Annotated in this window: 15 protein-coding genes; 10 read left to right on the top strand and 5 right to left on the bottom strand. The window is 45.4% G+C overall.

Going from position 1 to position 22,587, the window contains the following annotated elements:
- The first annotated feature begins 13 nt into the window (after nucleotides 1-13).
- The 6 genes from ACRD7A_RS13860 to ACRD7A_RS13835 all read left to right on the top strand — a co-directional run bounded on the left by ACRD7A_RS13860 (nucleotide 14) and on the right by ACRD7A_RS13835 (nucleotide 8,513).
- Nucleotides 14-1,294 carry a hypothetical protein gene (locus ACRD7A_RS13860; RefSeq protein ID WP_430811803.1) on the top strand — a complete coding sequence of 427 codons (1,281 nt, stop codon included), beginning with the start codon at nucleotides 14-16 and terminating at the stop codon, nucleotides 1,292-1,294.
- 33 nt (nucleotides 1,295-1,327) lie between these two features.
- Nucleotides 1,328-2,767: a DUF5074 domain-containing protein gene (locus tag ACRD7A_RS13855; protein WP_430811804.1), complete on the top strand. Its 1,440-nt coding sequence runs from the start codon at nucleotides 1,328-1,330 to the stop codon at nucleotides 2,765-2,767.
- Between the two features lie 128 nt (nucleotides 2,768-2,895).
- Complete coding sequence (locus tag ACRD7A_RS13850) at nucleotides 2,896-4,119, top strand: DUF5074 domain-containing protein (protein WP_430811805.1); 1,224 nt, start codon at nucleotides 2,896-2,898, stop codon at nucleotides 4,117-4,119.
- 75 nt (nucleotides 4,120-4,194) lie between these two features.
- Nucleotides 4,195-5,517, top strand: a complete 1,323-nt coding sequence (locus ACRD7A_RS13845) for a DUF5074 domain-containing protein (RefSeq protein ID WP_430811806.1) — start codon at nucleotides 4,195-4,197, stop codon at nucleotides 5,515-5,517.
- A gap of 683 nt (nucleotides 5,518-6,200) precedes the next feature.
- On the top strand, nucleotides 6,201-7,757 hold the full coding sequence (locus ACRD7A_RS13840) for a BCCT family transporter (RefSeq protein ID WP_430811807.1): 1,557 nt from the start codon (nucleotides 6,201-6,203) through the stop codon (nucleotides 7,755-7,757).
- A 216-nt stretch (nucleotides 7,758-7,973) separates the two neighbouring features.
- Nucleotides 7,974-8,513 carry a hypothetical protein gene (locus ACRD7A_RS13835; RefSeq protein ID WP_430811808.1) on the top strand — a complete coding sequence of 180 codons (540 nt, stop codon included), beginning with the start codon at nucleotides 7,974-7,976 and terminating at the stop codon, nucleotides 8,511-8,513.
- 116 nt (nucleotides 8,514-8,629) lie between these two features.
- On the opposite strand, the gene ACRD7A_RS13830 is transcribed toward ACRD7A_RS13835, so the two are convergent.
- On the bottom strand, nucleotides 8,630-10,066 hold the full coding sequence (locus ACRD7A_RS13830; protein ID WP_430811809.1) for a hypothetical protein: 1,437 nt from the start codon (nucleotides 10,064-10,066) through the stop codon (nucleotides 8,630-8,632).
- Between the two features lie 118 nt (nucleotides 10,067-10,184).
- On the opposite strand from ACRD7A_RS13830, the gene ACRD7A_RS13825 reads away from it, so the two are divergent.
- The gene (locus tag ACRD7A_RS13825; RefSeq protein ID WP_430811810.1) at nucleotides 10,185-11,579 is read left to right on the top strand and encodes an MATE family efflux transporter; all 1,395 of its coding nucleotides are present in this window, start codon (nucleotides 10,185-10,187) and stop codon (nucleotides 11,577-11,579) included.
- Nucleotides 11,580-11,715: 136 nt separating this feature from the next.
- Here ACRD7A_RS13825 and ACRD7A_RS13820 read toward each other — a convergent pair whose 3' ends face one another.
- Nucleotides 11,716-13,020 (bottom strand): carboxypeptidase-like regulatory domain-containing protein, encoded by a 1,305-nt coding sequence (locus tag ACRD7A_RS13820; RefSeq protein ID WP_430811811.1) that lies wholly within the window; start codon nucleotides 13,018-13,020, stop codon nucleotides 11,716-11,718.
- A gap of 129 nt (nucleotides 13,021-13,149) precedes the next feature.
- On the opposite strand from ACRD7A_RS13820, the gene pepF reads away from it, so the two are divergent.
- Nucleotides 13,150-15,027, top strand: a complete 1,878-nt coding sequence (pepF, locus tag ACRD7A_RS13815; protein ID WP_430811812.1) for an oligoendopeptidase F — start codon at nucleotides 13,150-13,152, stop codon at nucleotides 15,025-15,027.
- Between the two features lie 75 nt (nucleotides 15,028-15,102).
- Here the strand turns inward: pepF and ACRD7A_RS13810 are convergent, their stop codons facing one another.
- On the bottom strand, nucleotides 15,103-15,492 hold the full coding sequence (locus ACRD7A_RS13810; RefSeq protein WP_430811813.1) for a hypothetical protein: 390 nt from the start codon (nucleotides 15,490-15,492) through the stop codon (nucleotides 15,103-15,105).
- A 134-nt stretch (nucleotides 15,493-15,626) separates the two neighbouring features.
- Between ACRD7A_RS13810 and ACRD7A_RS13805 the strand changes: the two genes are divergently transcribed.
- The gene (locus ACRD7A_RS13805) at nucleotides 15,627-16,076 is read left to right on the top strand and encodes an FKBP-type peptidyl-prolyl cis-trans isomerase (RefSeq protein ID WP_430811814.1); all 450 of its coding nucleotides are present in this window, start codon (nucleotides 15,627-15,629) and stop codon (nucleotides 16,074-16,076) included.
- A gap of 10 nt (nucleotides 16,077-16,086) precedes the next feature.
- Complete coding sequence (locus tag ACRD7A_RS13800) at nucleotides 16,087-16,944, top strand: FKBP-type peptidyl-prolyl cis-trans isomerase (RefSeq protein ID WP_430811815.1); 858 nt, start codon at nucleotides 16,087-16,089, stop codon at nucleotides 16,942-16,944.
- Between the two features lie 208 nt (nucleotides 16,945-17,152).
- On the opposite strand, the gene ACRD7A_RS13795 is transcribed toward ACRD7A_RS13800, so the two are convergent.
- A complete protein-coding gene (locus ACRD7A_RS13795; RefSeq protein WP_430811816.1) occupies nucleotides 17,153-21,664 on the bottom strand; it encodes a hypothetical protein in 4,512 nt (1,503 codons plus the stop codon).
- A gap of 43 nt (nucleotides 21,665-21,707) precedes the next feature.
- A complete protein-coding gene (prmA, locus tag ACRD7A_RS13790; RefSeq protein WP_430811817.1) occupies nucleotides 21,708-22,547 on the bottom strand; it encodes a 50S ribosomal protein L11 methyltransferase in 840 nt (279 codons plus the stop codon).
- Nucleotides 22,548-22,587 lie beyond the last annotated feature (40 nt).

Below are 22,587 nucleotides of genomic sequence, written 5' to 3'. Positions count from 1 at the left end.
ACAAAGTACTAAAATGAAGAAAAACTTATTATTCAGTTGGCTCCTAGTCTGCATGGCAGCCTTGAGTATGGTGGCTTGCAGCAACGACGACAGCCCCACTCCCAAAGGCATTAGCCTGAAAGACAGTTACACGGTAACACGATCAAGCGTGCTCAACATTCAACCACAGGCTCATGACTATGAGGGTGCCACCTACCGTTGGTATCTTACACAAACACCCAACAGCCCGGCTGACTCGCTGCTCCAGGAAACGGCAGAACTTGCCTTTATCGCCATCACACCGGGTACTTATGCATTAAACTTGGAAGTAAGCCACAACGGCAGCACGGAAGAGTTTAATACCGAAGTGATTGTTCAGCAGGAAGCCAAAGCTTTTAGTCCCTATATAGCCAAGGTACTCGAATACCTGCCCGGTGTGGGACAGTTTGTGAACATCATGCCCGAGTACGAAGCAGGCGACACGCCGGCAAGCATGCTGGCCAAAACCAATGCCCTGCTGGTTGGCGAGGCGGCTTCTATGGTTAACCTTGGCGGCTTTGGTGGCTATGTCACCTTCCGTTTCGACCATACCGTGGCCAATATGCCTGGCGTATGCGATTTTCGTATAAAAGGCAATGCCTTTGGGGCAGCCTCTAACCCCGAGCCCAACGCGCCCTTTGGTGGCAGCTGCGAACCGGGTGTTATTATGGTAGCATATGATGCCAACCAAAATGGCGTAGCTGACGAGGATGAGTGGTACGAGATAGGCGGTAGTGCCCACCAATCGGTTCGGGATGAGCCCTGGTATGCACTGGGCCTGAAAGCCGGCAATGATATGAAAGTGATTCGCGATTACGAAATCACCTACTTCCGTCCACAGCAGGAAACAGACCAACCCGCCGAAAACTACATCCGCTGGGAAGATAACCTAGGTAATTCAGGCTATAGAGCCAAGAATATGTTTCATACACAACCCTACTTCCCCGCCTGGATCGAAGGGGATTCCTACACCCTGCGGGGCACACGTCTGCCCCAGAACGGCATCGACGAGAGCGGACAAGGCAACTATTTTGTACTGTATGCCATGGGCTATGGCTATGCCGATAACTACCCCAACACCGATGACAAGTCGGCCATCGATATTGCGTGGGCCACGGATGACCAAGGCAACAAGGTGCACCTGCCGGGCATCGACTTTGTGCGCGTATACAGCGCCGTGAACCAGGAAAATGGCTGGCTGGGAGAGGCATCCACCGAGGTGGCCGGCGCTGAAGACCTGCATCTGTTGGGACAAACCATTGAAACCATAAATTAAGCATTCATACAAAACACCTAAGAATAAGCAATCATGCACAAAAAACTATTTCAGGGCTTACTAATAACCCTACTGGGCTTCGTGGCTGTTAGCTGTAACAATGATGACACACCGGCTCCCGTGTCGTTTAGCATCACCTCAACTATCGATGAGACAAGTCCCATCACACTCTTATGCGGTGAGACCATCACCTTGCAATACGAGGCGGCCAATACCCAAAGCATTTCTTTTGAAAACGCACCGGCCGGCTGGCAAACCACCGTTGACGAAGAAACACAGACCATACAAATTACCGCAGCCGAGGCAACAGTCGAAGCGCAAGGCGGTGCCTTTACCCTCAATATCATGGCCGATGGAGACAGCAATCCGATAACTGAGCAGCTGTCCTTATACTGGCTCAAGTCATTCGACGATGCCCGCGGCACCTTTGTGTTAAACGAGGGAAACATGACCAGCGAAAATGGTTCATTAATTTACATCACCCCCGAGGGCATCGTTATCGACAGTGTGTACAAACGCGTAAACGGTACCGAGCTGGGCAACGTAGCTCAGGACATGGTCAGTCGCGATGGTAAAATCTACATCATCTCGCAAAATGGCAATGAGAACCCGGCCGGCACCACCTTCGAAAATGATGGCATGCTAATTATCCTTAATGCCCAAACCCTGAAAAAAGAGAAAGCATTCACCAAAGAACAGCTTCCCGAACTTACCTGGCCTAGCCACATTGCCGTATTGGATGCACAGCATGTGTATATCCGCGATAATGGCACTGCTTCGGGTGATGCAGGCAATGGTCAAATTTGGTTACTCAATAGCGAAAGCGGCGAGCTAACGGTAGTTGAAGGATCAAGCGGGGCTCCCAAAAAACCCTTTGTGACGATGGATGGCAAAATTTACACTTTCAAAAGTGGCTTTGTCTATTCCTATGTCTGGGAAATCAGCCCGGAGGCAGCTGTTGTGAATCGCATCAAGCTACCAGCATACTGGAAAGGTGCGGAAGGCATACAGGCGGCAGGCAACGGTCAGCTGTGGGTGCATGGCACACAGTATGGTCCCGACTTATTTGTAAAATATGATTTGGCCACTCAGGAAGAGGTTTTAAGAAAGACAATCCTCAATAAGCCAGCTAATGGCTCATCGGGCCGCTCTTTTGTCGCCCAAGGCAACAACATCTACTACACATGGGAAGGCACCATCTGCCGACTGTCGTTCGATGAGGGTGCCCCCGAAAACGAGGAGGAACTGCTGGATATTTCCACGCTGGATAGTAATGCCCGTGAGTTTTACAACGGGCTGGGCGTGCATCCTGTTACCGGACATATTTATGCCAATACTATCAAAGGGGTAGGTCCGTTCTACACGACCAACCACATCTGGATATTCGACTTTGAGCAGAGCACAACGGAAGCGCTGCATCAGTTTAAGGATTTTACCCACTTCCCGGCCGGCATATTTTTTCCGGAACATTAGAATAGAGTGGGAACGTCTGAACCGAAGTACTTGAATCCCCCAATGCCACTGCCTTAGGCGGTGTGCTTCCCCTTGCTCTCTGGAGCAAAGGGAAGATAGTATAAAACAATCTCTTAAATCTAAATTTAATGAAACGTATTAAGTATTTATTATTTCTGATGCTCAACTCGGTGCTACTGCTGAGCTGCTCAGACGATAAGGTACTCAACAGTAAAGAAGAAGATGTAAGTCAGTTGGGTTATGCCCGTCCCGGTGGCGTTTTTGTACTGAATGGTGGTGCCCGCATGGTCGAAAACGGCTCCCTCACCTACATTGCCCCCGACGGATCGGTGGAAACCAATGTTTATAAGCAAGTCAATGGAACCGAGTTGGGTAATGACGCTATTGATATGTACCTGCACGGCAATAAGCTTTATATCTTATGCAACGACTTTATACAGCTGGATGGCCAACCCGGCGATGGTGCGTTGATTATTGTGGATGCCATCACGCTGAAAAAGGAAAAAGCCTACAGACTTAGTGAGCTTGTGTACGACCTGCCCGAGGGCATGCGACCCGAACATGAGGGCGGCATCATGTCATTATCAAATATTGCTGTGCTGGACGAACACAACATCTTCATCAATGATGCACAAGCCCTTTTTCGTTTCGATTCAACCACCGGCAAGCTTACCCTGGTAAAAGGCAGCTACCACATCGCCAACGCCGGCGGTACCATAGAAGGCAAAGTATCGGGTAAATCAATGGCCGTGGTCGACGACAAACTCTATATGGGCGTAGGCGGCTTTTGGTCCGATGCCGGGGTTTACGAATTCGTTAAAAATAAAGATGAGGTGAACCGAACCCTGAGCTTTGAAAGCTCCAACCTGATCGCTGGCCTTATCGCCGGTGATAATGGTGAAGTATGGGTAGGCACCTACAGTCGCCAGAATAAAAACAATAACCAGGTGTACAAGGTAAGCAGCGCAACGATGACCTTGCTCGACTCGAAAAATATAACGGCCGATTTCTCGCCCGGATACAACAATACATCGGGCTTATCCTTGGCGGGCGATTGGTTTTACCATGCCGGACAAAAGCCACGGATACATCGTTTCTCCTTTGCTAATGGCAGCAAGGAAATACTGGTTGATGCCCTCGCGGACGAACCGAACGCCAACTACCTAACAACCAACTTAGTAGTAAATTCCATCAATAACTATGTGTATGTGGCCACAGCTCAAGAGTATATGGAAAATATCATTACCAATAACAACCTGCTAATTTACGATTGCAGTGGCAGCGAGGCCAAGCTCATTGATAACATTGCCGGTAAAACCAGTTATGTAACCAATATTTTACCTGTTGATTAGTAAAAGAAGTGCCTTAGGCGATAACATCCGTCACAAACCATTGAATATCATAACCATTAATTAAAAAAAATAGAAATGAAAAACTTAAAACTCCTTGTCATTACAGCATTATCCTTGAGCATATTTGCCTGCTCTGAGGATACCGTATTACCCGATGCACCAGAGGTGACCATTGGTGTGAGTGATGGGCTGAAAGAAATTGCCCAAAACGACACCCTGGCATTGGTAGCTAGCATTAACAGCAGTGCAGAAGCCACCATCACCTGGAGAATTAACGATGAAGTAACCAAGGCGGGCGATACCTTATTTTTTGTGAAGAAAAACATAGGTGACTACCACATCAGCCTGGAGGCCGAGAATGCAGGTGGCAAACAAACTACCAGCCTAACGGTGCATGTTTTCGGAATGTTTCGCGATGGTACCTTTGTACTAAACGAGGGCAACATGACCAGTGAAAACGGAACACTTATTTTTATAAGCCCGAAAGGAGTTGCTACCGACAGTGTTTACCAAAAGGTTAACGGATCAGAACTGGGCAACTCGACTCAAGACTTGTTTATAGCTGATAATAAAATTTACATACTCGCTCAAAATGGCGATCGTCTGAACGGTGATGGAATGTTGGTGGTGGCCAATGCTGAAACCCTTGAAAAAGAAACTGCCTACTCTAATGATGATCTGGCAGAGCTCAGTTGGCCCTCTCATGTTGCCGTGATTGGAAATACGGCCTATATACGTGATAATGCGGGTGTTTACGCTCTGAATCTTGACACAAGAGCATTAACATTTATTGAAGGAACAAGTGGGGCTAAAAAGAACCGAATGGCGGTTGTAAATGAGCAGGTTTTCGTTTCTGCCGGTACAAAAATGCTGGTTTTACAAGAGGGTACACTTCAATCAGAAGTGACTCTTCCCGGCAACATCTCAGGTCTGGTACGCTCGACCGATGATAATTTATTGATTTCCTGCAGCGGCACTCCTTCTTATATCTTAAAGGTAAATGCAACGGATCATACCATCATGAAGCAAAATGAAGTAGCTGACTTCAATATCAGCGCCGGATGGGGCGTGAGCCCGGCTATTAGTGCCAAAGGTGATACGGTTTATTTTAACACAAGCACAAAAATCTGCCGTCACCTCCTCAGTACGAATGAAACAGCCGTGATGACCAATGTGAGTGACCATATAGAGAACGCTGGTATTGTCTATAACAATCTGGGTGTACACCCACTAACAGGTGAAGTGTATTTCAATACGATGAAAGGCTACGGATCGGATTACCTGATTAACAACATTACGGTCTTTAACTTTGATGGTGAAACACCCGAATTGGTGTATGATTTTAAAGACTACACGAATTTTCCGGCAGGTTTCTTCTTTACAGCAAATTATCGTTGATGAGTGCAGATAAAATACACGAGTGGAGTGTTCAGTAAGTTTTAGGGAACGATTCTCTAGCGTAAGATGCTTATAGAGAACGGTGCCGCAAATGCTTAATTAAACAGATCTTTCAGAACTTACTACCAGTTGGAAGAAGAGCAGGTCCTTACGGGCTTGCTCTTTTTTATATTAAAAACGCATTTATCCAGATTAAAATGAGTGTAAAACAGAGTATGTGCCATGCCCGGATTGCTCGTTGGTTTGAAAGTGACCGATGGCCTGCGTAATACCACTACCTCCTCCCTGAATCATTGCTAACCACTCAAAAGATATGACAGAAGCTATAATTTGTACCTCCAGGCGCACTTTCCCCGCCGGCACATTCAATCAAACACATTAGATTGACAGTCAGCTAGATAGGCAACTAAGAAAATTACATTTCGTTAATTAATTGATTAAAAGAAACAAAAGTTCGCATAGAAACTATTTGCCATTTCCGCATGTATCTTTTATATTTGCGCCCCTAAATAGGAAAAGCATACCACTTATTTCACCAGATTCTACAAACATCGATCAAAACTAAACACGACCAATCAGCACATGGGTCGTGAGGAATCATATTGCACTAACTCACACCAAGCTAGCACAATAAGAGATTATGAATCAAACTAAATAAGAGGGAAACAACCAAAAAACAATTGATGAAACAAAAGTATAAAAGAAGCGACAAGCGAACTTTTTTGGGTATCAAAGCCAACGGTCCCGTCTTTATTATCTCCTTACTAATAATTGCTGCATTAGTCGTTACAACCCTATGGATTGGCGACCCTATGGAGCAATACTTTTCACAAATTCAAACAGCAGTGGCCAATAACACCGGCTGGTTCTTCATACTGGTAATAAATGTTTTACTACTATTCGCTGTTTATATTGGCTTAAGCAAATTTGGAAAAATACGGCTGGGAGGCAAAGATGCACAACCTGAATTTTCAACAAAAGGATGGTATTCGATGCTTTTCAGCGCCGGCATGGGTATTGGCTTACTTTTCTGGAGTGTGGCAGAACCCGTTTTGCACTTTAACAGTAATCCTCTGATCGATAATGCCGATCAGGTAGAGGCTGCCAAATCAGCCATGGGCATAACTTTTCTGCACTATGGTCTGCATGTTTGGGGACTATATGCCATAGTAGGCTTGGCATTGGCATTTTTTACATTTAACCGTAAGCTCCCCCTAACCATCCGCTCGGTGTTTCACCCTCTCCTTGGCGATAAGATATACGGACCGATTGGCGATGCCATTGATATTATTTCAGTAATCGCTACCATTTTTGGTTTGGCCACAACCTTAGGCTTAGGAGTTCAGCAAGTCAATGCCGGGTTAGATCATCTATTTGGTATTGCCATCAGCACCAATACACAAATTATACTTATCATACTTATTACTGCTGTTGCTACCCTATCGTTAGTTCTCGGACTGGATAAAGGTGTGAGACGCCTAAGCGAGTGGAACATGCGATTGGCAGTGGGATTACTCATTTTTATGATTATTGTTGGGCCAACCGTATTTGTATTCAAATCCTTTGTGCAAAATGTAGGTCATTACATTAGTGAGTTCTTTGAACTCAGTTTCTGGACAGAAACCTACTCCGGTGTTAATGACACAAAACACTGGCAGAGCTCATGGTCAGTATTTTACTGGGCCTGGTGGATTGCCTGGTCGCCTTTTGTAGGTCTCTTTATAGCCCGCATCTCCAAAGGGCGCACCATAAAAGAGTTTGTTTTCGGCGTGTTGCTGGTGCCCACCATCCTTTCATTCTTTTGGATGTCGGTATTTGGTGGTAGTGCCATCTATCAGGAACTAATGGGAAGCCATCTTGTCACCGAGGCAGTCAACGAAAACGTAGCCACTGCCATTTATAAATTACTGGAACAGTATCCCATAGCCAACGCATCATCCTTTCTGGCCATCCTACTGGTTATCAGCTTCTTTATCACCTCCTCAGATTCCGGATCGATGGTAGTTGACACACTTACATCCGGTGGTAGGCACGATGCCCCCGTTGGTCAAAAGGTATTTTGGGCATCTATGGAAGGCATCGTAGCGGCCATACTTATTGTTGGTGGCGGTTTAACGGCCTTACAGACGGCATCAATTTTAACAGGCCTCCCATTTGCTATGCTGTTGATCGTACTCTGTTTTAGCTTTCATAAATCACTCAATGCCTATTATAACGAGCATTTTACTAAGCTAAAGTAGAAACAAACGCATTTATGCTTGCATAAACCTCCCCACCTATCATTCCGGAGGGGAAGGGTTTATGTCAATGACCCACTTACTAGAGAGACGTCATACTTATATGAAGATGATTAATCTGCTTTGAGCGCGTAGCATCAATATCCAAACAATTCTCAATCCTTTTCTGGCTTATCCAGGCTAAATATACCTTATCTTTGCCGGTAAAATTAAATTACCATGGGCAGCCGAAAAGAGGAAATAATAAACATGATAAGTGGCGGATGGCCCGGTGCTGCTTTTAAAGACCTGGCACACGAATTTCACCAGTCACCCCATGATATTCAGTTATTGTTTGAATTGAATGAGCATCCTACGCATCGCATTGCCTGGCGCTCAGCCTACCTGTTGGATACCATCCACGACATCAATAGGGACAGCTTGCGCAATTACCTGGAAGTCATTATTGAGCGCTGCCCCAGACTAACGAACGAGAGTATTAAACGCCATTACCTACGTATCCTTGCCCAATACGACCTGAGCAAACTAGCCGATGGCAGGCTACTGGACTGCTGCTTCCAATGGCTGCAAACCGCTGAAACACCCATTGCCGTTAAGGCACACTGTATGCAGATACTCTATGGTCTGTGCGCCCACTATCCTGAGCTGATACCCGAACTTAAAGCTGTTTTAACCGGACTACTGCCCTACGCCAGCAAAGGAGAAGCCAACCGGGCAAAAAAGATACTATCCCAACTGAATGCCTCAATAGAAAGATAAGCCCAATCCTAGTAGAAGGATCAATAAATAACATGTGACTTATCGGATGACTAAGTTATTGGTTATGTATTCAGTCATCCTATAAGTGATGCAATGAAATTTATATGAACGTACTACTAGTCACCGCTGTTCAGCAACTTATCCTCCCACTTTTTGGTAAAATCATCGAGAAAAGGAATGGAGATACCCACTATAAATCGCCAGCGATTCCATCGCACATCGGTATAGGCATCCGGATCGAGAATACCGGAGCTATCGCCCTCTGGAAAGCCCAGGGCTCTATCTATCCGATACTTGGTGGTGGCCAAAGTACCGCCAAAGGTGATTTCAGCACGCTTGAAATGCACCACCATCCCGGCACCAAAATGCTGAATATTAGAGTTAAAAGTGGAGGCATATGTTTTTTCCCTGAAGGCACTCTGCGTACTGCTACCTACAACTGCTGCTGAGTAATCTGTTGAGTAGCTGACATATCCGTACAGAGCCTCACTGAACACGAAATTATATCCTACTCCCACATTAAATACCGGATTAAGTTTATCCACCAGAAAAGACTGATACGCATTGCCTGAACTCTGACCATAGAATGGCTCACCATTCATCATGGTATATTCATCAAGGCCACCAAAGTATTCCACACTGGCATGCAGCGATCCTTTTGGGATAGTATAACCCACACCGGCTGCCACCGAAAGAGGTGTTTTAAGACGCATATCTAAATCATTTTGCCTGTCCCGCTCATAAACAGGCTCAAGCGAGCTAATGCCGGTGTACACATAATCATAGGTAAAAGAGCCTTTTCCTTTTATGGAAACAGAAGGGGTAGTGATGGTAATTCCCCAGGTGATGGGGTCATAGTCCCACGCCAATCCTATTTTCCACAGCATTCCGGTATGTGAATAATTATACTGGCTATTATTTCGGAAACTCTCCACATCCTCCGAAGCGGTGTAGGCATACATCTGGGTCTCATCGGTGGCACTTTGCTTTCTAATGGTCACAAAATTACTGACACCCAGACTAAACCGCTTATTGGGTGAATAAGACCAACTCAGCCCCAGCCACTCTTCATTAAATTTCTTTCGGAGATACACATCACCACTGAAATACTCATCGCCGGGTATGCTTGGAAAGATATCGCTATACGAACTGTTACTCTCGTCTATGTTCACATCCATGCGCCGCCGCCCCAGAAAAGAATAGGCAAAGGCATGTTTGTCCCAGCCCTTTATACGGTAGGTACCGGCCAGCAAACTGGGCGCACCGCCAAAGTCAGACTGACTACCTGGCGAGGTGCGCTGGTCGTCGGACTGTGTTTTAAAGGAGAAAGTACTTAGCTGATACACCTTACCACTGATGATAAAAGCATTGTCTTCGATCAGACTCAAACGCGCCGGATTGTAAAACACAGCACCTAAATCTTCAACACTACCCGACACCGAGTTACTCAGCAGCATTGAGTTGGTTCCATATTGTTCGGTCCAGTAATGCGCATCCTGACCATGCGCCAGTGCACTTAACAGTACGAGCAGTCCGATCAGTTTTATCTTCATACAGTTAAAAAATGTTTGGTAAAGCAAATTAGTAAATAAAAACGGACAAATAACATTAAAAACCCTACTGAATCACCACCTTTTTATACTTTTGTTGTTTACCATTGAAACAACCAACATGTCAAAGCTGGCACAAAATGTTAGGGCGCTGGAGTTTGAAAATATTCCAAGGCTGCTGTGGCGGTATTTCCTACCGGCTTTTGCCGGAGTCATCATTAACTCACTCTATAACATTGTCGATCGCATCTTTATCGGCCATGGTGTGGGTGCCATGGCACTATCTGGGCTGAGCGCCATCTTTCCCATCATGGTCATTATGATGGCATTCGGCATGCTCATTGGCATGGGCGCCGGAGTGCGCGTATCGCTCAACTTGGGTAAAAAGGATTTCGACAGGGCCGAGAAAGTGCTGGGCAATTCTTTTGTGCTGATGATTATTGTGGCACTGATGATTATGGGCATCGGCTTTGCGATAAAGGATCCGCTCCTTGAGTTTTTTGGTGTTAATGACCAAACCTTTGACTACGCCAACGAATACCTCAACATCATTCTTTTTGGAGCTATTTTTAATATTGTAGGTTATTCACTGAACAACCTGATACGCTCAGAAGGCAGCGCCCGGGTGGCCATGATATCCATGCTAATCAGTGCAGGACTCAACCTGATTTTGGATCCCATCTTTATTTTTGTATTGGACATGGGTGTTGCCGGAGCCGCCTATGCCACCATCCTGTCGCAGTTTGTTTTAATGCTGTGGGTTATAGCACATTTCAGAAGCCGCCGTTCGGTCATTCGCCTGCGGGTGCGTAATTTCAGGCTTCAGACCGACATTATATGGTACATCATCACCATTGGTTTTGCCCCCTTCTCCATGCAGCTGGCTTCAAGCCTGGTGTTCGGTACTTTCAACGTGCAGCTGGTGAAATACGGGGGCGACCTGGCCGTTGGTGCCATGGGCGTTATTATGAGTGTGGCCATGCTATTGGTAATGACCAATATTGCCATTAATATGGCGGCACAGCCCATCATTGGTTTTAATTACGGTGCCAAAGATTACAGCCGCGTGAAACAAACGCTGGTCATCAGTCTGATACTAGCCACCATTGTGTCACTTTTGGGTTTTACAGTCAGTGAGCTTTTTCCTCGCAGCATTATCAGGGCTTTTAACAGCGACAGCCGCGAACTGCTGAACATTGGTACGCGGGGGCTACGCATCTTTGTGATGGCACTGCCACTGGTGGGCTTCCAGATTATTACGGGTAACTATTTTCAATCAACGGGGAAAGCCGGACTGGCTGCCCTCATATCATTGCTGCGTCAGGTAATTGTACTGATTCCTGTGCTGATAATATTACCCAAGCACATTGGCCTGGATGGTGTATGGCTGGCCAGTCCCATTGCAGACACGGTATCAGCCCTGATAACCGGTTTATTTCTGATGCGTGAATTAAAACGACTGAATCGTGCCATTGCCTTCCAACAAAAAGAAAAAGGATCTAAAGGCTTCGCTTAAAGAGTATAAAACGCACTAAGGTGCGCAAAGATAAAAAAGTGCCAAGGTTTAAAGTTGTTGACATATGAATGCTACAACTTTCAACCTTGGCATTTTACTTTCCCAACGCAGGCTAAAGCTTGCCTAAAAGAATGACTTAATCGTGTAACTTATCCAGGTTCTTTTGAATTTTTTTAATCGCTGATTCGATTGATTTTTCAGGCTCAATTACGTTATAGGCTCCCCAAAAATCAGCATCAGCAAATCCCATCTCAGTATCACTCATCACAATGTTACGTTTCAAGCGCTCTGCTCCTTTAAAGGTCTTTTCATTGGTCTTCTCCCAATCGGTTACGGCCATCTCAATACCCGTATGATAATTGGTATTAAACAAACGTCGCTTCCAGTTAACCTTAAAAGTAATCTCGCCGCGCGAATAGGCATACATCCATCTGCCGCCCTTCTCACGGTAGGTTACCAGGTAAGTGGCATGGGTAGGATACACCTCGGCACCTGTGGGCTTACGCTTAATAAATAAATCGGCAACAGCCTTTTTATCCTCAGTATTCACATTGTAGGAGGCACTAACAATGGCCATGGTTTCCGAATCGATATAAAGACTGCCGTAGAACAAAGGTTCAGGAACCCATTCCTTCTGTTTGAAACTTAAAATATACAAAATACGGTCGTCCTGACGGGTGATATTGGCAATCTCAAAATCATACAAATCCAATTGATCATAACGCAATATCATGTAAGGGCTCTTCATAATATCTAACATCAGGGTTGAATAAGGACCGCCCTGCAGTTTAAACATCACGGTGTCCAACTTATCAAAGTCCACGCTTTTACGTCCCTTCATAAGCTTAACGGCATCATCACGCTGACTTGTGTAAGGATGCTTATACACCTCCACCACAGCCTCGGTAAGCGAGGCGTAGCTGCGCCCTTTCTTAATGGTTTCGCGATAAAAGGCCGTCATCAGATTCTGATCCTGCGAGTAATTATCCTTACGGTGATTCAGTACCGCTTCAATCAACAAGTTGGGATCTTTGGGAAACACAGTGATAGCACTCAGCGACACACTGAGAACCTCTAGCTTGATCTTATTCTTATCCGCCTTCAAATCCGAAACCGGCAGGGTCAATTTTTTATAACCAATGTATGAAAAGGTAACACTCTTGGTCAGCATTACGTTGGGTACTTTCAGTGCAAAATACCCTTCCGAATTGGTAACAGTGGCAATATTAGTACCTTCAATGCTTACGTTGGCAAAAACCAGCTCATCGCCACTATCTGCGGCCACCACTTTTCCTTTAAACTCCTTATAGTTGCCTTCTTCAAACACCCATTTCTCTTTTTTAACCAATTCGTTGGCCATTAAAGAGGTGGTGAGCATTGCCATCAGCAGAAGCAGAAAGAAGTGTGCCTTAGGTCGAAAACTCTGTTGTGTTGCTTGCATAATATGTTAGTTTAATGGTTGATAAATCACCTTGTCAGTTAAAGGACATCTATCCCACTCTTTTTCCCCTATCGAAAACCATTATTTTACTTATTTTGTAGTCGAAAAAATCATATAAACAGAAGATAAATGATGAAGCAAATAACAAAACAAGTGCTGCCGGTGCTGTTAATGCTGCTGACAGCCACCGTTTCTTTTGCACAGAAGGAACGCTCTGAGATAGATGAGCAATACAAATGGAACTTTAAGGATCTGTATACAAGTGATGCAGCCTGGACCGATGCCAAGGATGCCCTGGTGAAAGAAATGACCAAGGTTAAAGACTTTCAGGGTAAGCTGGGGAGCTCTGCAGCCGCACTGCTTGACTACATGCAGTACTCCGAAGCCCTGATGAAGAAAGGATACCAATTATACACCTATGCCTCTTTAAAGTCAGACGTGGACCTGCGTGATGCTGACAACACAGCACGGGTAAAAACCATACGTCAGGTTTTTGTTGAGTACGGTCAACAGGCCTCTTTTGTGGGGCCTGAGCTGGCGGCGATACCCGAGGCTACTATGAAGCGTTTCATCGAAGAAGAGCCGAAGCTAAAAACCTATCAAATGCAGTTGATGGAAGTATATCGCATGAAGCAGCACACCCTGTCCGCTGTGGAAGAGGCCATTATGGCCAAGACAGGCATGATTACAGGCACCGCCAATGCCACCTACAGCGTATTTACCAATGCCGAAATGCCCCGCGCTCGTTTACTAATCGATGGAGAAGAAAAGGAGCTGACACCGGCTACTTTTAGCGTAGCGCGTGCTTCAGCCGACCGCTCATTGCGTCAGGAGGCCACCAAAGCTTACTGGGATAACTTTCTGAAATTTGAGGGTACGCTGGGTGAGATGCTCAACGGCCAAGTGAAAGTAAATGTGTTCAGAGCCAAGTCGCGCCACTATGCCTCAGCACTGGAAGCATCCATGAAACCCAATAACATACCACTTGAGGTATACCACTCATTAGTAGAAAACGTAAATAACAACCTGGGCACTTTCCATCGCTATCTGTCGCTGAAAAAGCGCATGCTGGGTGTTGATCAACTGCTTTACTCCGATGTGTATGCCCCCACTGTGAAAGGCGTGGAGCTGAAATACGACTACGAAGAAGCCCGCGAACTAATTGTGAAATCTTTAAAACCACTCGGAAAGGAATACATTGACGTGGTAGAAAAGGCCTTTGACAATCGATGGATTGATGTGTATCCCACCCCCGGTAAGCGCAGCGGTGCCTATTCCAGCGGGTCGGCCTACGATGTGCACCCCTACATACTGATGAATTACACCGGACAGTATAACGAGGTAAGCACCTTAACACACGAACTGGGACATACCATGCACAGCTATTACTCCAACAAAACACAACCTTTTGCCACGGCCGATTACGCAACTTTTGTGGCCGAGGTGGCTTCCACCTTCAACGAGGTACTGCTGAACGATATGATGCAAAAGAAACTAAAGGACGATGATTTGCGCCTTTCGCTGCTCATGAGCATGCTGGATGGTTTCAAAGGCACGCTGTTCCGTCAGACCCAGTTTGCTGAGTTTGAGCTGGCCATAAACGAGGCCGCAGAAAAAGGAACACCGCTTACCGGCAAGGTATTAACGCAGATGTATGGCGACATCACCCGCAAATACTACGGACACGAAAAGGGCATTTGCAAAGTGGAAGATAATATAGCCGCCGAATGGGCAGCCATCCCCCACTTTTATATGAACTTCTATGTGTATCAGTACAGCACTTCATTTGTGGCATCACAAGCTTTGGCGGCCAAGGTACTGGCAGGTGATAAAGCAGCCACTAAGCGCTATATCGAATTCATTTCGGCCGGTGGCTCTGACTACCCCATCGAATTATTAAAAAAGGCAGGCGTGGATATGACTTCCTCAGAACCCTTCGACAAAGCCATTGAAGCTATGAATGGCATTATGGATGAGATAGAGGCTATTTTGGATAAGAAGAATTAGTCTGTAGATGATGACTTGAAAGAAAAAAGGTTACTCGTTTGAGTGACCTTTTTTATGAAACATCCGCCATGCGCTCTACTCCATTTTACCTTTGGTTTCAATCTGTAACACTCCAAAATGAATGCCCTTAGTGCCATATAGTATGGCCACACCATCGTTTCCCTGCACAAAGCGGTGACTGATAATATCTTTTATGGCAATATCCTTTAATTTATCCGGATCAAATGATTTACCATTAACCAAAATAACAGGCAGATGGAGATACTTGGCACTGTAGTTCTGATTACAATGAGTGATATAGGCATAGTTAAGGGCGAGGGAAAAAGCATCTTTGCCCATCAGCACCTCAAAGCCCTCCACCTCATACTCGGTATAGCCCTGATAAACAGGAAAACTATCCTTAATTTGCGCCCTTGCCGGCATTAGCTGAAAGAAAGCAAGAAATAATAGAAAACAATATTTCATGGGGCTATCAATTGATGGTTAAACCCCTAAACTACATATTTAAAAAGAATTGATCAATCACAAGCAACCTTTATCAATAAACACTATCTAACAATGGAATTGCAGGACTACCTGCGCTTATTAAATCTGAACGTATGAAGAATATAATGATGTTGAGCCTTCTTTTGCTGCTATTTAGCGCGTGCAGTAAAGATGATGACAATGTAGATTACGCGGCCATCGACAAAGAAATTATACAAGAATACTTGCAGCAGAATGACTTGCCGGCCGAAGAACACCCATCGGGTTTGTTTTACCACATTAAATCAGAAGGCAGTGGTTACAAGGTACCGCCCGGAGCCAAGGTATTAGCATCCTACACCGGCAAATTCCTTGACGGAAAAGTATTTGACCAAGGCCGGCTTGACTACTATCCCTTATCGCGACTTATAACGGCTTGGCAAATAGGCATTCCCCTGCTTAAGAAAGGTGGAGAAGCCACTTTCTACTGTCCCTCAGGCCTGGCCTATGGTAGTAAAGGAGCTGGCAGTATACCGCCCAACACAGTACTAATCTTTGAAATTAAAGTAATCGATTTTGAATAAAAAAAGAAGAATGAGAAAGCTAGCTTTATTAGTTTTGCTACTGCCCTTGCTGGCAGCTTGCTTGAAAGATGAGTATGTGGATTATACCGCCATTGATGAGCAGATCATCAGCGAATACCTGAGTACGCATAATATCGATGCCGAGCGACATGCTTCGGGTCTTTACTATAAAATTATTGATCCGGGCACCGGAACGCCCATTGGTGACAATCCGTCGGAGGATGAGAAGGTAACCTTCTCGTACAAAATGTACCTGACGACGAAAGATGAGCCGGTTATTGATACCGAAGGTAACAATATTACAGGGTACCTATCCGGTCTGCTTTTTGGTTTCCAGATTGGCTTGCCTCAGGTTAACCGAGAGGGGGAAATAGACCTGTACATGCCATCGGCACTGGCCTTTGGTGCCGGAGGAGGCAATGGCATACCGCCCAATTCAGTGGTTATTTTTAAGGTAAAAATGGATCGCGACCAGGATGATATTGATGAGGACATAATAGCTGCCTACCTACGTGACAATAGCATTGATGCTCAACACGATGATTCGGGTCTGTACTACCAAATCTTGAAAGAAGGCGAAGGCGATAACATACATGAGCACGCCTATGTTGACATTAAGTACACCGGCACCATCCTCGAAAGCGGTAAAGTATTTGAAGAAGGTGAACTGGATCGCGCTCCATTTCAGCGGCTTATTGAAGCCTGGCGTAACGGACTGCCCAAACTAAAAAAAGGCAGCAAAGCTGTATTATACTGTCCCTCGCAGCAGTGCTATGGCAGCAGCACCCGTTACGACGATAAAGGCGAAGTAAAAATACCATCCAACAGCATACTGATATTCCAGATTGAAGTGCTTGACTTTATCTAAGATTACTCATCAATTAAAAATTCTTTCTCTCCTATTCTGCCACTAAAGTTCAGAAGAGAAAGAATTTAAGACTCTACTTAGAATATAAAAACCCCGATTTACGGCTTCATGGCCACAATCGGGGTTTTCTATTTTGTATCTGTAAGAGTTCGTTACCAGGATGACCTTAAGCACCGGCTTCTATACTGATTATGCACATCTCATTAGATTACTCCTGCACTTTATCTGTCGACACGGACTCTTCCTGACCGGCTGTTTCATCCAAGTCTTTCTCTTGCTCCATATCATCATCAGACGCGCCAACAACACCAAGCCCTTTAAAACGAGCCACAAACTTCTTTTTCTTACTCTCGGGTGCCATAATAAAGGTATAACCCTTCTCGCCCAAACCAACTTTCTGCTTACGATCATCGGCATCCAGCTCTTTAATAATGGTATTGTATTCAGGGTTGGAGCACAGGGTTTGCATCATGCTGTTTTTATATACAAAATACACCCATGTCTGCTCATCAAACTCCAGGTACATCTCCAGAGAATTACCGCTTCGTTTGCGTGTGATCTCAGCCATCACACTCACTTCTTTATTAGCTACAAACTGTTTTAGGTAAGCCAAATCAGCCTTTCCGTTGGCAATAAAGGAGCGCTCGCCTGTGTCCCACACAAAATCAATACCGCTGAACAGCAGCATGGGCTGATAACTATTGGGCAAGGCCTGTCCTGCGCCGGTGGCACCCCGTTCTTCTGCGGCCTTAACAGCCTTTTTTGTTCCAATCCACTCGGCCAATCGCCGGGTAAATACCTCCTTACTCAAACCAGATGTTTTGGCTGATGAGGAAATTACTGAACGGTAAAGCACATCCAAGGCTTCATCGTTAAGGAAGAAGTCGATGCCCATCATGGTAGATAACACAATTTTATTATCATCACGATTATGAATGATGGTGCCACTGCTGCGTGTCTTCACCTGATCCAGGTCGATGCCCAGCTCAATATTACCATGACCCTGTATGTTACAAGCGGCTTCGGAGAATCGCATTAAAGCCCCGGTTGTATCCGGATTGGCCAGCTTCTCTTCTGAGGCAATGTCAAAAGCCTTCTCCTCATCGTTATAAACCAAGTAACCGGCTGCATTTATCATGGGTACATCGCTATAGTCTTTCCGATCTTCCACAAAAGATGAATACACATGAGAACTATCCTTAGTAATGAAAAAATCTTTGTAGATATTTTCGTACTCAAAATTCTGAAGCTCTTCACCAATAGGAATCTTAACATCCTTAGGGTCGATGGGTGCATCGAAACGAATATAAGTCTGTGGCCCCTTGGAGCAACGGTGCAACATTTGAGCACCTCCGCTAAAAGTCAGCAACTGATCGCTGGCCCTAAGGGTCGCATCACCCTGATAGGCAAAATGTGAGTCGAAGGTAAACAAATCGCCCGGCGCTATCTTTGTCTGGGCTACGGTCATCTCCTCCTTACCATACTCAATATTGTGCATATTCAGTGTCAGCTTCTTACCATCACCATTCAAATAATCGTATTTACCGTTGGCCTTATACTCGTAACGGCCGGTAACAAACACGCGGGCATCGTACAGAGTATGGTGCACCAACGAGTCCTTATCCAGCACAATGCGTACACTGTCCAAAGGATCCAGCTCGGCATCTTCGCGTATGGTCACCAAGCCATTGCTCAGTATCAGGTTGGCATCACCGGCCTCTATATTTTTCACCTCCTCGGCAAAGATGGTTTTCGACTCCACATCGTAGCGTGCCATAGGCACATAAAAGGCCAACGAATCCTGACGGCGATGGGTACTTACAAAACGGTTACCCTTTGATCCACGCGCTCCCATGTAGATGTCGTTTTTATCCATGTCCCATGAAAACTCACTGATGTAAGATACATAACGGTTTTCGGTAAATTCCACACGACTACCGCCACTGCGCGATTTAAAGGTACCCTGACGTGTCTCAAAATCAATACTCGAAATCAGGTTGGTGGTGGAGAAACTAACGCCTTCCACCTCGGCACCCGATAGGTTAAAGTCCGATGAATCGGCCAGTATAGCATGGTCGCCAAAGTCAAAGTCCTGTGACTTTACATTGGCACTGCGCATAAAAAAGGTACCCCCTCCGGTCATGCCATAGGGCGTTATCTTAACCTTTCCTTGCAACTGTGCCTCCTGGTTATACATGGTGAAATTCTCTTCCTGACTGGTGGCCAACAGCTCATCATCGTGAGGCAGGTAGTCCACATATACAAACTGTGATTTCACATCGGGGAAAGGCGGATTATCCAGCTGCTTATCCACCGTAAAATCATAAACCTGTCCTTTCACCCTATCGGGCAAGAACGTAAAATCTTCGGAGAAAGATGTTGAAGTAAGGTAATCGAGCTCACCATTACCCTTCAGTCCTTGGTTGCTCAAATCAATTACACTGGTAAACTGAGCCTTGCCACCATACACGGGATAGCCCTCGCCCGGCGTCTCCCGCTTGAAGCCCAGTGAATAATCCGGTCGAATGGTCAGGTTCTCACGAAAAGTAGGAAAAATATTGGATTCCAGCGCACCGCTAAAGTTAAAGTTGGTACGTTTAAGGGTGTTGATGCTATCCATCTCAAAAGGATCGAGCGTAAAGAAAAACTCATCCTTATGATAGGCGCCACCCTGAATAGACGGATCATCGAAGTATACATACGAAGCAATCTCACTATGGATAATGGGAAAATGCGGGTTGCTTCGGATACCCGATTTATTATCAGGCTCATCAATCTGAAGGTAACCCGATAACTGCGAAATGGTATTATTCACATCTTTCAATAGCGGCATACCAAAGTAATCGACCTCGCCCGACTGCACCTTCATGGTCAAGGAGTCGATGTTACTCATATCGATCCGAAAATCATCGTACAGAAACTTAAATCCATCGCCTGCCAGCTTCAGCATACCGGCATTAATAGTACCATTAAAAACAAAGTTTCGGTTTTCTTTTAAGATGATTTCCCGGTTACGCGGAAAGAAAACCACGTTCTGGTGATCACAAATAGAAATAGTCTCTACCCCTTGCAGATTCAGGTCGAAATTCATCAGATCGAGCCGTGCGTTCTTACTCTCGCTGTCGGTAAGTGAGGTAAAGCGAATCACATCATAATCCTTGTTGCCCATGCGAAAATCGAGATAGTCACGCAAACGCTGACGGATGGTTACCTCATCGGTATTGACATTATAGCCGATAAAACCAAAAAACGACAACTGTATTAACTGCTGACGCACCGGACTCTCAGGGAAACCCATAAACTTAGCATACTCAGCTGCCGTAAAAGGCTCATCGCGATAGTGCTTACTGCAATTCTTCAGACCCTGCAATGGGTGAATGGCATCCATGCCCTGCAGCTGATTATAAAAATCTTCCCGAAAATAACTGAGTGACTCAAAGAAAGCCTGATTCTGAGCCGCACCGGTAAGCATACGCAAATCCATGAACTGCTCACCCACCTTCCAGCGAATCAGCTCCACATCCATACTCACATTATGAAAGGTGTTGAAATAAGGACTGCGCGCCAGACCTTCGCCGTTTCGTATCAGGTGCACCTCGCCCAGCTCGGCCATGTACTTAAAAATAAGTCCCGGATGATAGATAAAGCCCCGATCCATTACAATATTCACCTCCGTATCATTACTAAATATCTGATCTTTGCGCAGTGAGAAATACAAGGAACTGGCGGTGATAAAAGTGGTATCGTTGCGCGATATTGTAATGGTAGCCGGATTCTCCTGTGTGCCGGCACCCAAAAACTTGGCTCCATTTTGTGCAAAGCCTCCTTCGTAGTCGATATTAGGATGTATCTGCTCAATGGTGAATCGCTGCTGTGTGGTTATGAACTTGGGATATATGGTGGACTCGGGCGAGCTAATCTGCATTACCTTATGCTCAAGCTTACCTATCAGCGGATAATCGAAATAATGACGGTTATAAAACTCCACACTGTCCACTTCCAGAACAGGTCGGTCCATTTTAATTTCATAATCACTAAAAGTGGCATATACCATATTTGCCTCAAAGCCGGAACGTACCCAGGTTACACGTCCCTGCCGGCCCTGCCATTTCTCCTCCAGCGGATATAAAACCCCAGAGGTGTTATGAATAACAATACTATCGTTTTTAGACACACACACGAGATCACCTGTACCCACCAGTAGCTTTAGCACCCCCTCGTGATACTCATAGCGACAATCGGCCGAACGAGCATACCATGTCAGAGCAGGCGTGGTGTACACCGCCTTTTGCTCCACCATATTCTTGCTCACCAGCAGAAAAGCCTTGAGGTGTCGCAGTGCGAAACGCCGCTCGTTAAGCAAATCGTTAACAGCAGCATGCCACTGATCAAAGCTGCCCTTATCATGCCCTTGGTTAATAAAGGCCATGATGGTGCTCAGATATGTATGGTAATCGGGATAAGGACGTGCCTTTTTACCGGCCATCTGCACGCAGGTTTCAACAATGCGTTGCTGAAGGGCCGCCTCCTGACTGTCCCAGAATAGTGTGAACCCCTCCACAAATTCCTTGGCCGCCTTTTTATCGGCTGCCACTTTAAAAGCTTCCTCTACCTCTTCTATAAACAGAGCCGGCTGACCACTGAAATTACTCTGTGCTATGCTTATAAACTCTCCTACACTACTAATAAAAAAAATTACGGCGAGTAGTCGTCTTATCATATAACTGCGGTTCTTCTGTTGCGATGTGTGTGAATTACTTCTCTTATTCGGCCTTTATATACGCAACCGCCGTCCAATTGTTATCAGTTTTTTGAGATATTAATGTTAAACCATGCTTACGTGCCTCAGCATCAATAACTGCCAAATCCTCGGTGTAGAAACCACTGAAATAAATTTTTCCCTTGTTTTTTAACACACGGGCATAGGCCTCCATATCGTTGAGTAATATGTTACGGTTAATATTGGCCAGGATACAGTCGTAGCTTTGATTGGTCAATAACTCAGCGCCTCCCATCAGCACCTCCATTGTATCAATGCCGTTCAGCTTCAGATTATCGAGTGCATTATTATAGGCCCATTCATCAATGTCGATACCGGTAATGCTTTTGGCACCCTTCATGGCACAGAGCATGCCCAGTATGGCGGTACCGCAGCCCATATCAAGCACCTGCTGTCCCTTAAAATCATTTTCCAGAATATGCTGTACCATCATGCTCGTTGTCTCGTGGTGGCCGGTGCCAAATGCCATGCGCGGATCAATTACAATCTCGTATTTACAGGCATGCTCCACCTCATGAAAGGAACTTCGTATAATACATTGATCACCAATTATAATAGGCTGAAAAAAATTCTCTTCCCATACCTTATTCCAGTTCTGATCGGCAATGGCTTCACTTGTACAACTAAACTCCACACCCTCAATAGGACAGCTTAGGGCATCCAATAATTCTGCCTGATAATCTTTTGCGGGAATATAGGCGTTAAAGCCTGTATCGTGCTCTTCAAAACTATCAAAGCCCATCTCTCCCATCTGCGCTATTAGTAGTTCACCCGCCACCACATTGGCGGGTTTCAACTGCACATTAACCTTTATGTACTCCATATTCTTTTTTTACAAAAGTATTAAAAAGCGTCATTAGTAT

This window comes from Carboxylicivirga longa (assembly GCF_050589825.1).
In the GTDB taxonomy this organism is placed as follows: Bacteria; Bacteroidota; Bacteroidia; order Bacteroidales; family Marinilabiliaceae; genus Carboxylicivirga; species Carboxylicivirga longa.
The sequence above is the reverse complement of the archived record's forward strand: the minus strand, read 5'-3'. Positions and strand labels throughout refer to the sequence as shown.

What these genes read in the sequence shown, in the direction of transcription:
- ACRD7A_RS13860 (WP_430811803.1), top strand. Translation starts at nt 14, where the DNA reads ATGAAGAAAAACTTATTATTCAGTTGGCTCCTAGTCTGCATGGCAGCC.
- ACRD7A_RS13855 (WP_430811804.1), top strand. Translation starts at nt 1,328, where the DNA reads ATGCACAAAAAACTATTTCAGGGCTTACTAATAACCCTACTGGGCTTC.
- ACRD7A_RS13850 (WP_430811805.1), top strand. Translation starts at nt 2,896, where the DNA reads ATGAAACGTATTAAGTATTTATTATTTCTGATGCTCAACTCGGTGCTA.
- ACRD7A_RS13845 (WP_430811806.1), top strand. Translation starts at nt 4,195, where the DNA reads ATGAAAAACTTAAAACTCCTTGTCATTACAGCATTATCCTTGAGCATA.
- ACRD7A_RS13840 (WP_430811807.1), top strand. Translation starts at nt 6,201, where the DNA reads ATGAAACAAAAGTATAAAAGAAGCGACAAGCGAACTTTTTTGGGTATC.
- ACRD7A_RS13835 (WP_430811808.1), top strand. Translation starts at nt 7,974, where the DNA reads ATGGGCAGCCGAAAAGAGGAAATAATAAACATGATAAGTGGCGGATGG.
- ACRD7A_RS13830 (WP_430811809.1), bottom strand. Translation starts at nt 10,066, where the DNA reads ATGAAGATAAAACTGATCGGACTGCTCGTACTGTTAAGTGCACTGGCG.
- ACRD7A_RS13825 (WP_430811810.1), top strand. Translation starts at nt 10,185, where the DNA reads ATGTCAAAGCTGGCACAAAATGTTAGGGCGCTGGAGTTTGAAAATATT.
- ACRD7A_RS13820 (WP_430811811.1), bottom strand. Translation starts at nt 13,020, where the DNA reads ATGCAAGCAACACAACAGAGTTTTCGACCTAAGGCACACTTCTTTCTG.
- pepF (WP_430811812.1), top strand. Translation starts at nt 13,150, where the DNA reads ATGATGAAGCAAATAACAAAACAAGTGCTGCCGGTGCTGTTAATGCTG.
- ACRD7A_RS13810 (WP_430811813.1), bottom strand. Translation starts at nt 15,492, where the DNA reads ATGAAATATTGTTTTCTATTATTTCTTGCTTTCTTTCAGCTAATGCCG.
- ACRD7A_RS13805 (WP_430811814.1), top strand. Translation starts at nt 15,627, where the DNA reads ATGAAGAATATAATGATGTTGAGCCTTCTTTTGCTGCTATTTAGCGCG.
- ACRD7A_RS13800 (WP_430811815.1), top strand. Translation starts at nt 16,087, where the DNA reads ATGAGAAAGCTAGCTTTATTAGTTTTGCTACTGCCCTTGCTGGCAGCT.
- ACRD7A_RS13795 (WP_430811816.1), bottom strand. Translation starts at nt 21,664, where the DNA reads ATGATAAGACGACTACTCGCCGTAATTTTTTTTATTAGTAGTGTAGGA.
- prmA (WP_430811817.1), bottom strand. Translation starts at nt 22,547, where the DNA reads ATGGAGTACATAAAGGTTAATGTGCAGTTGAAACCCGCCAATGTGGTG.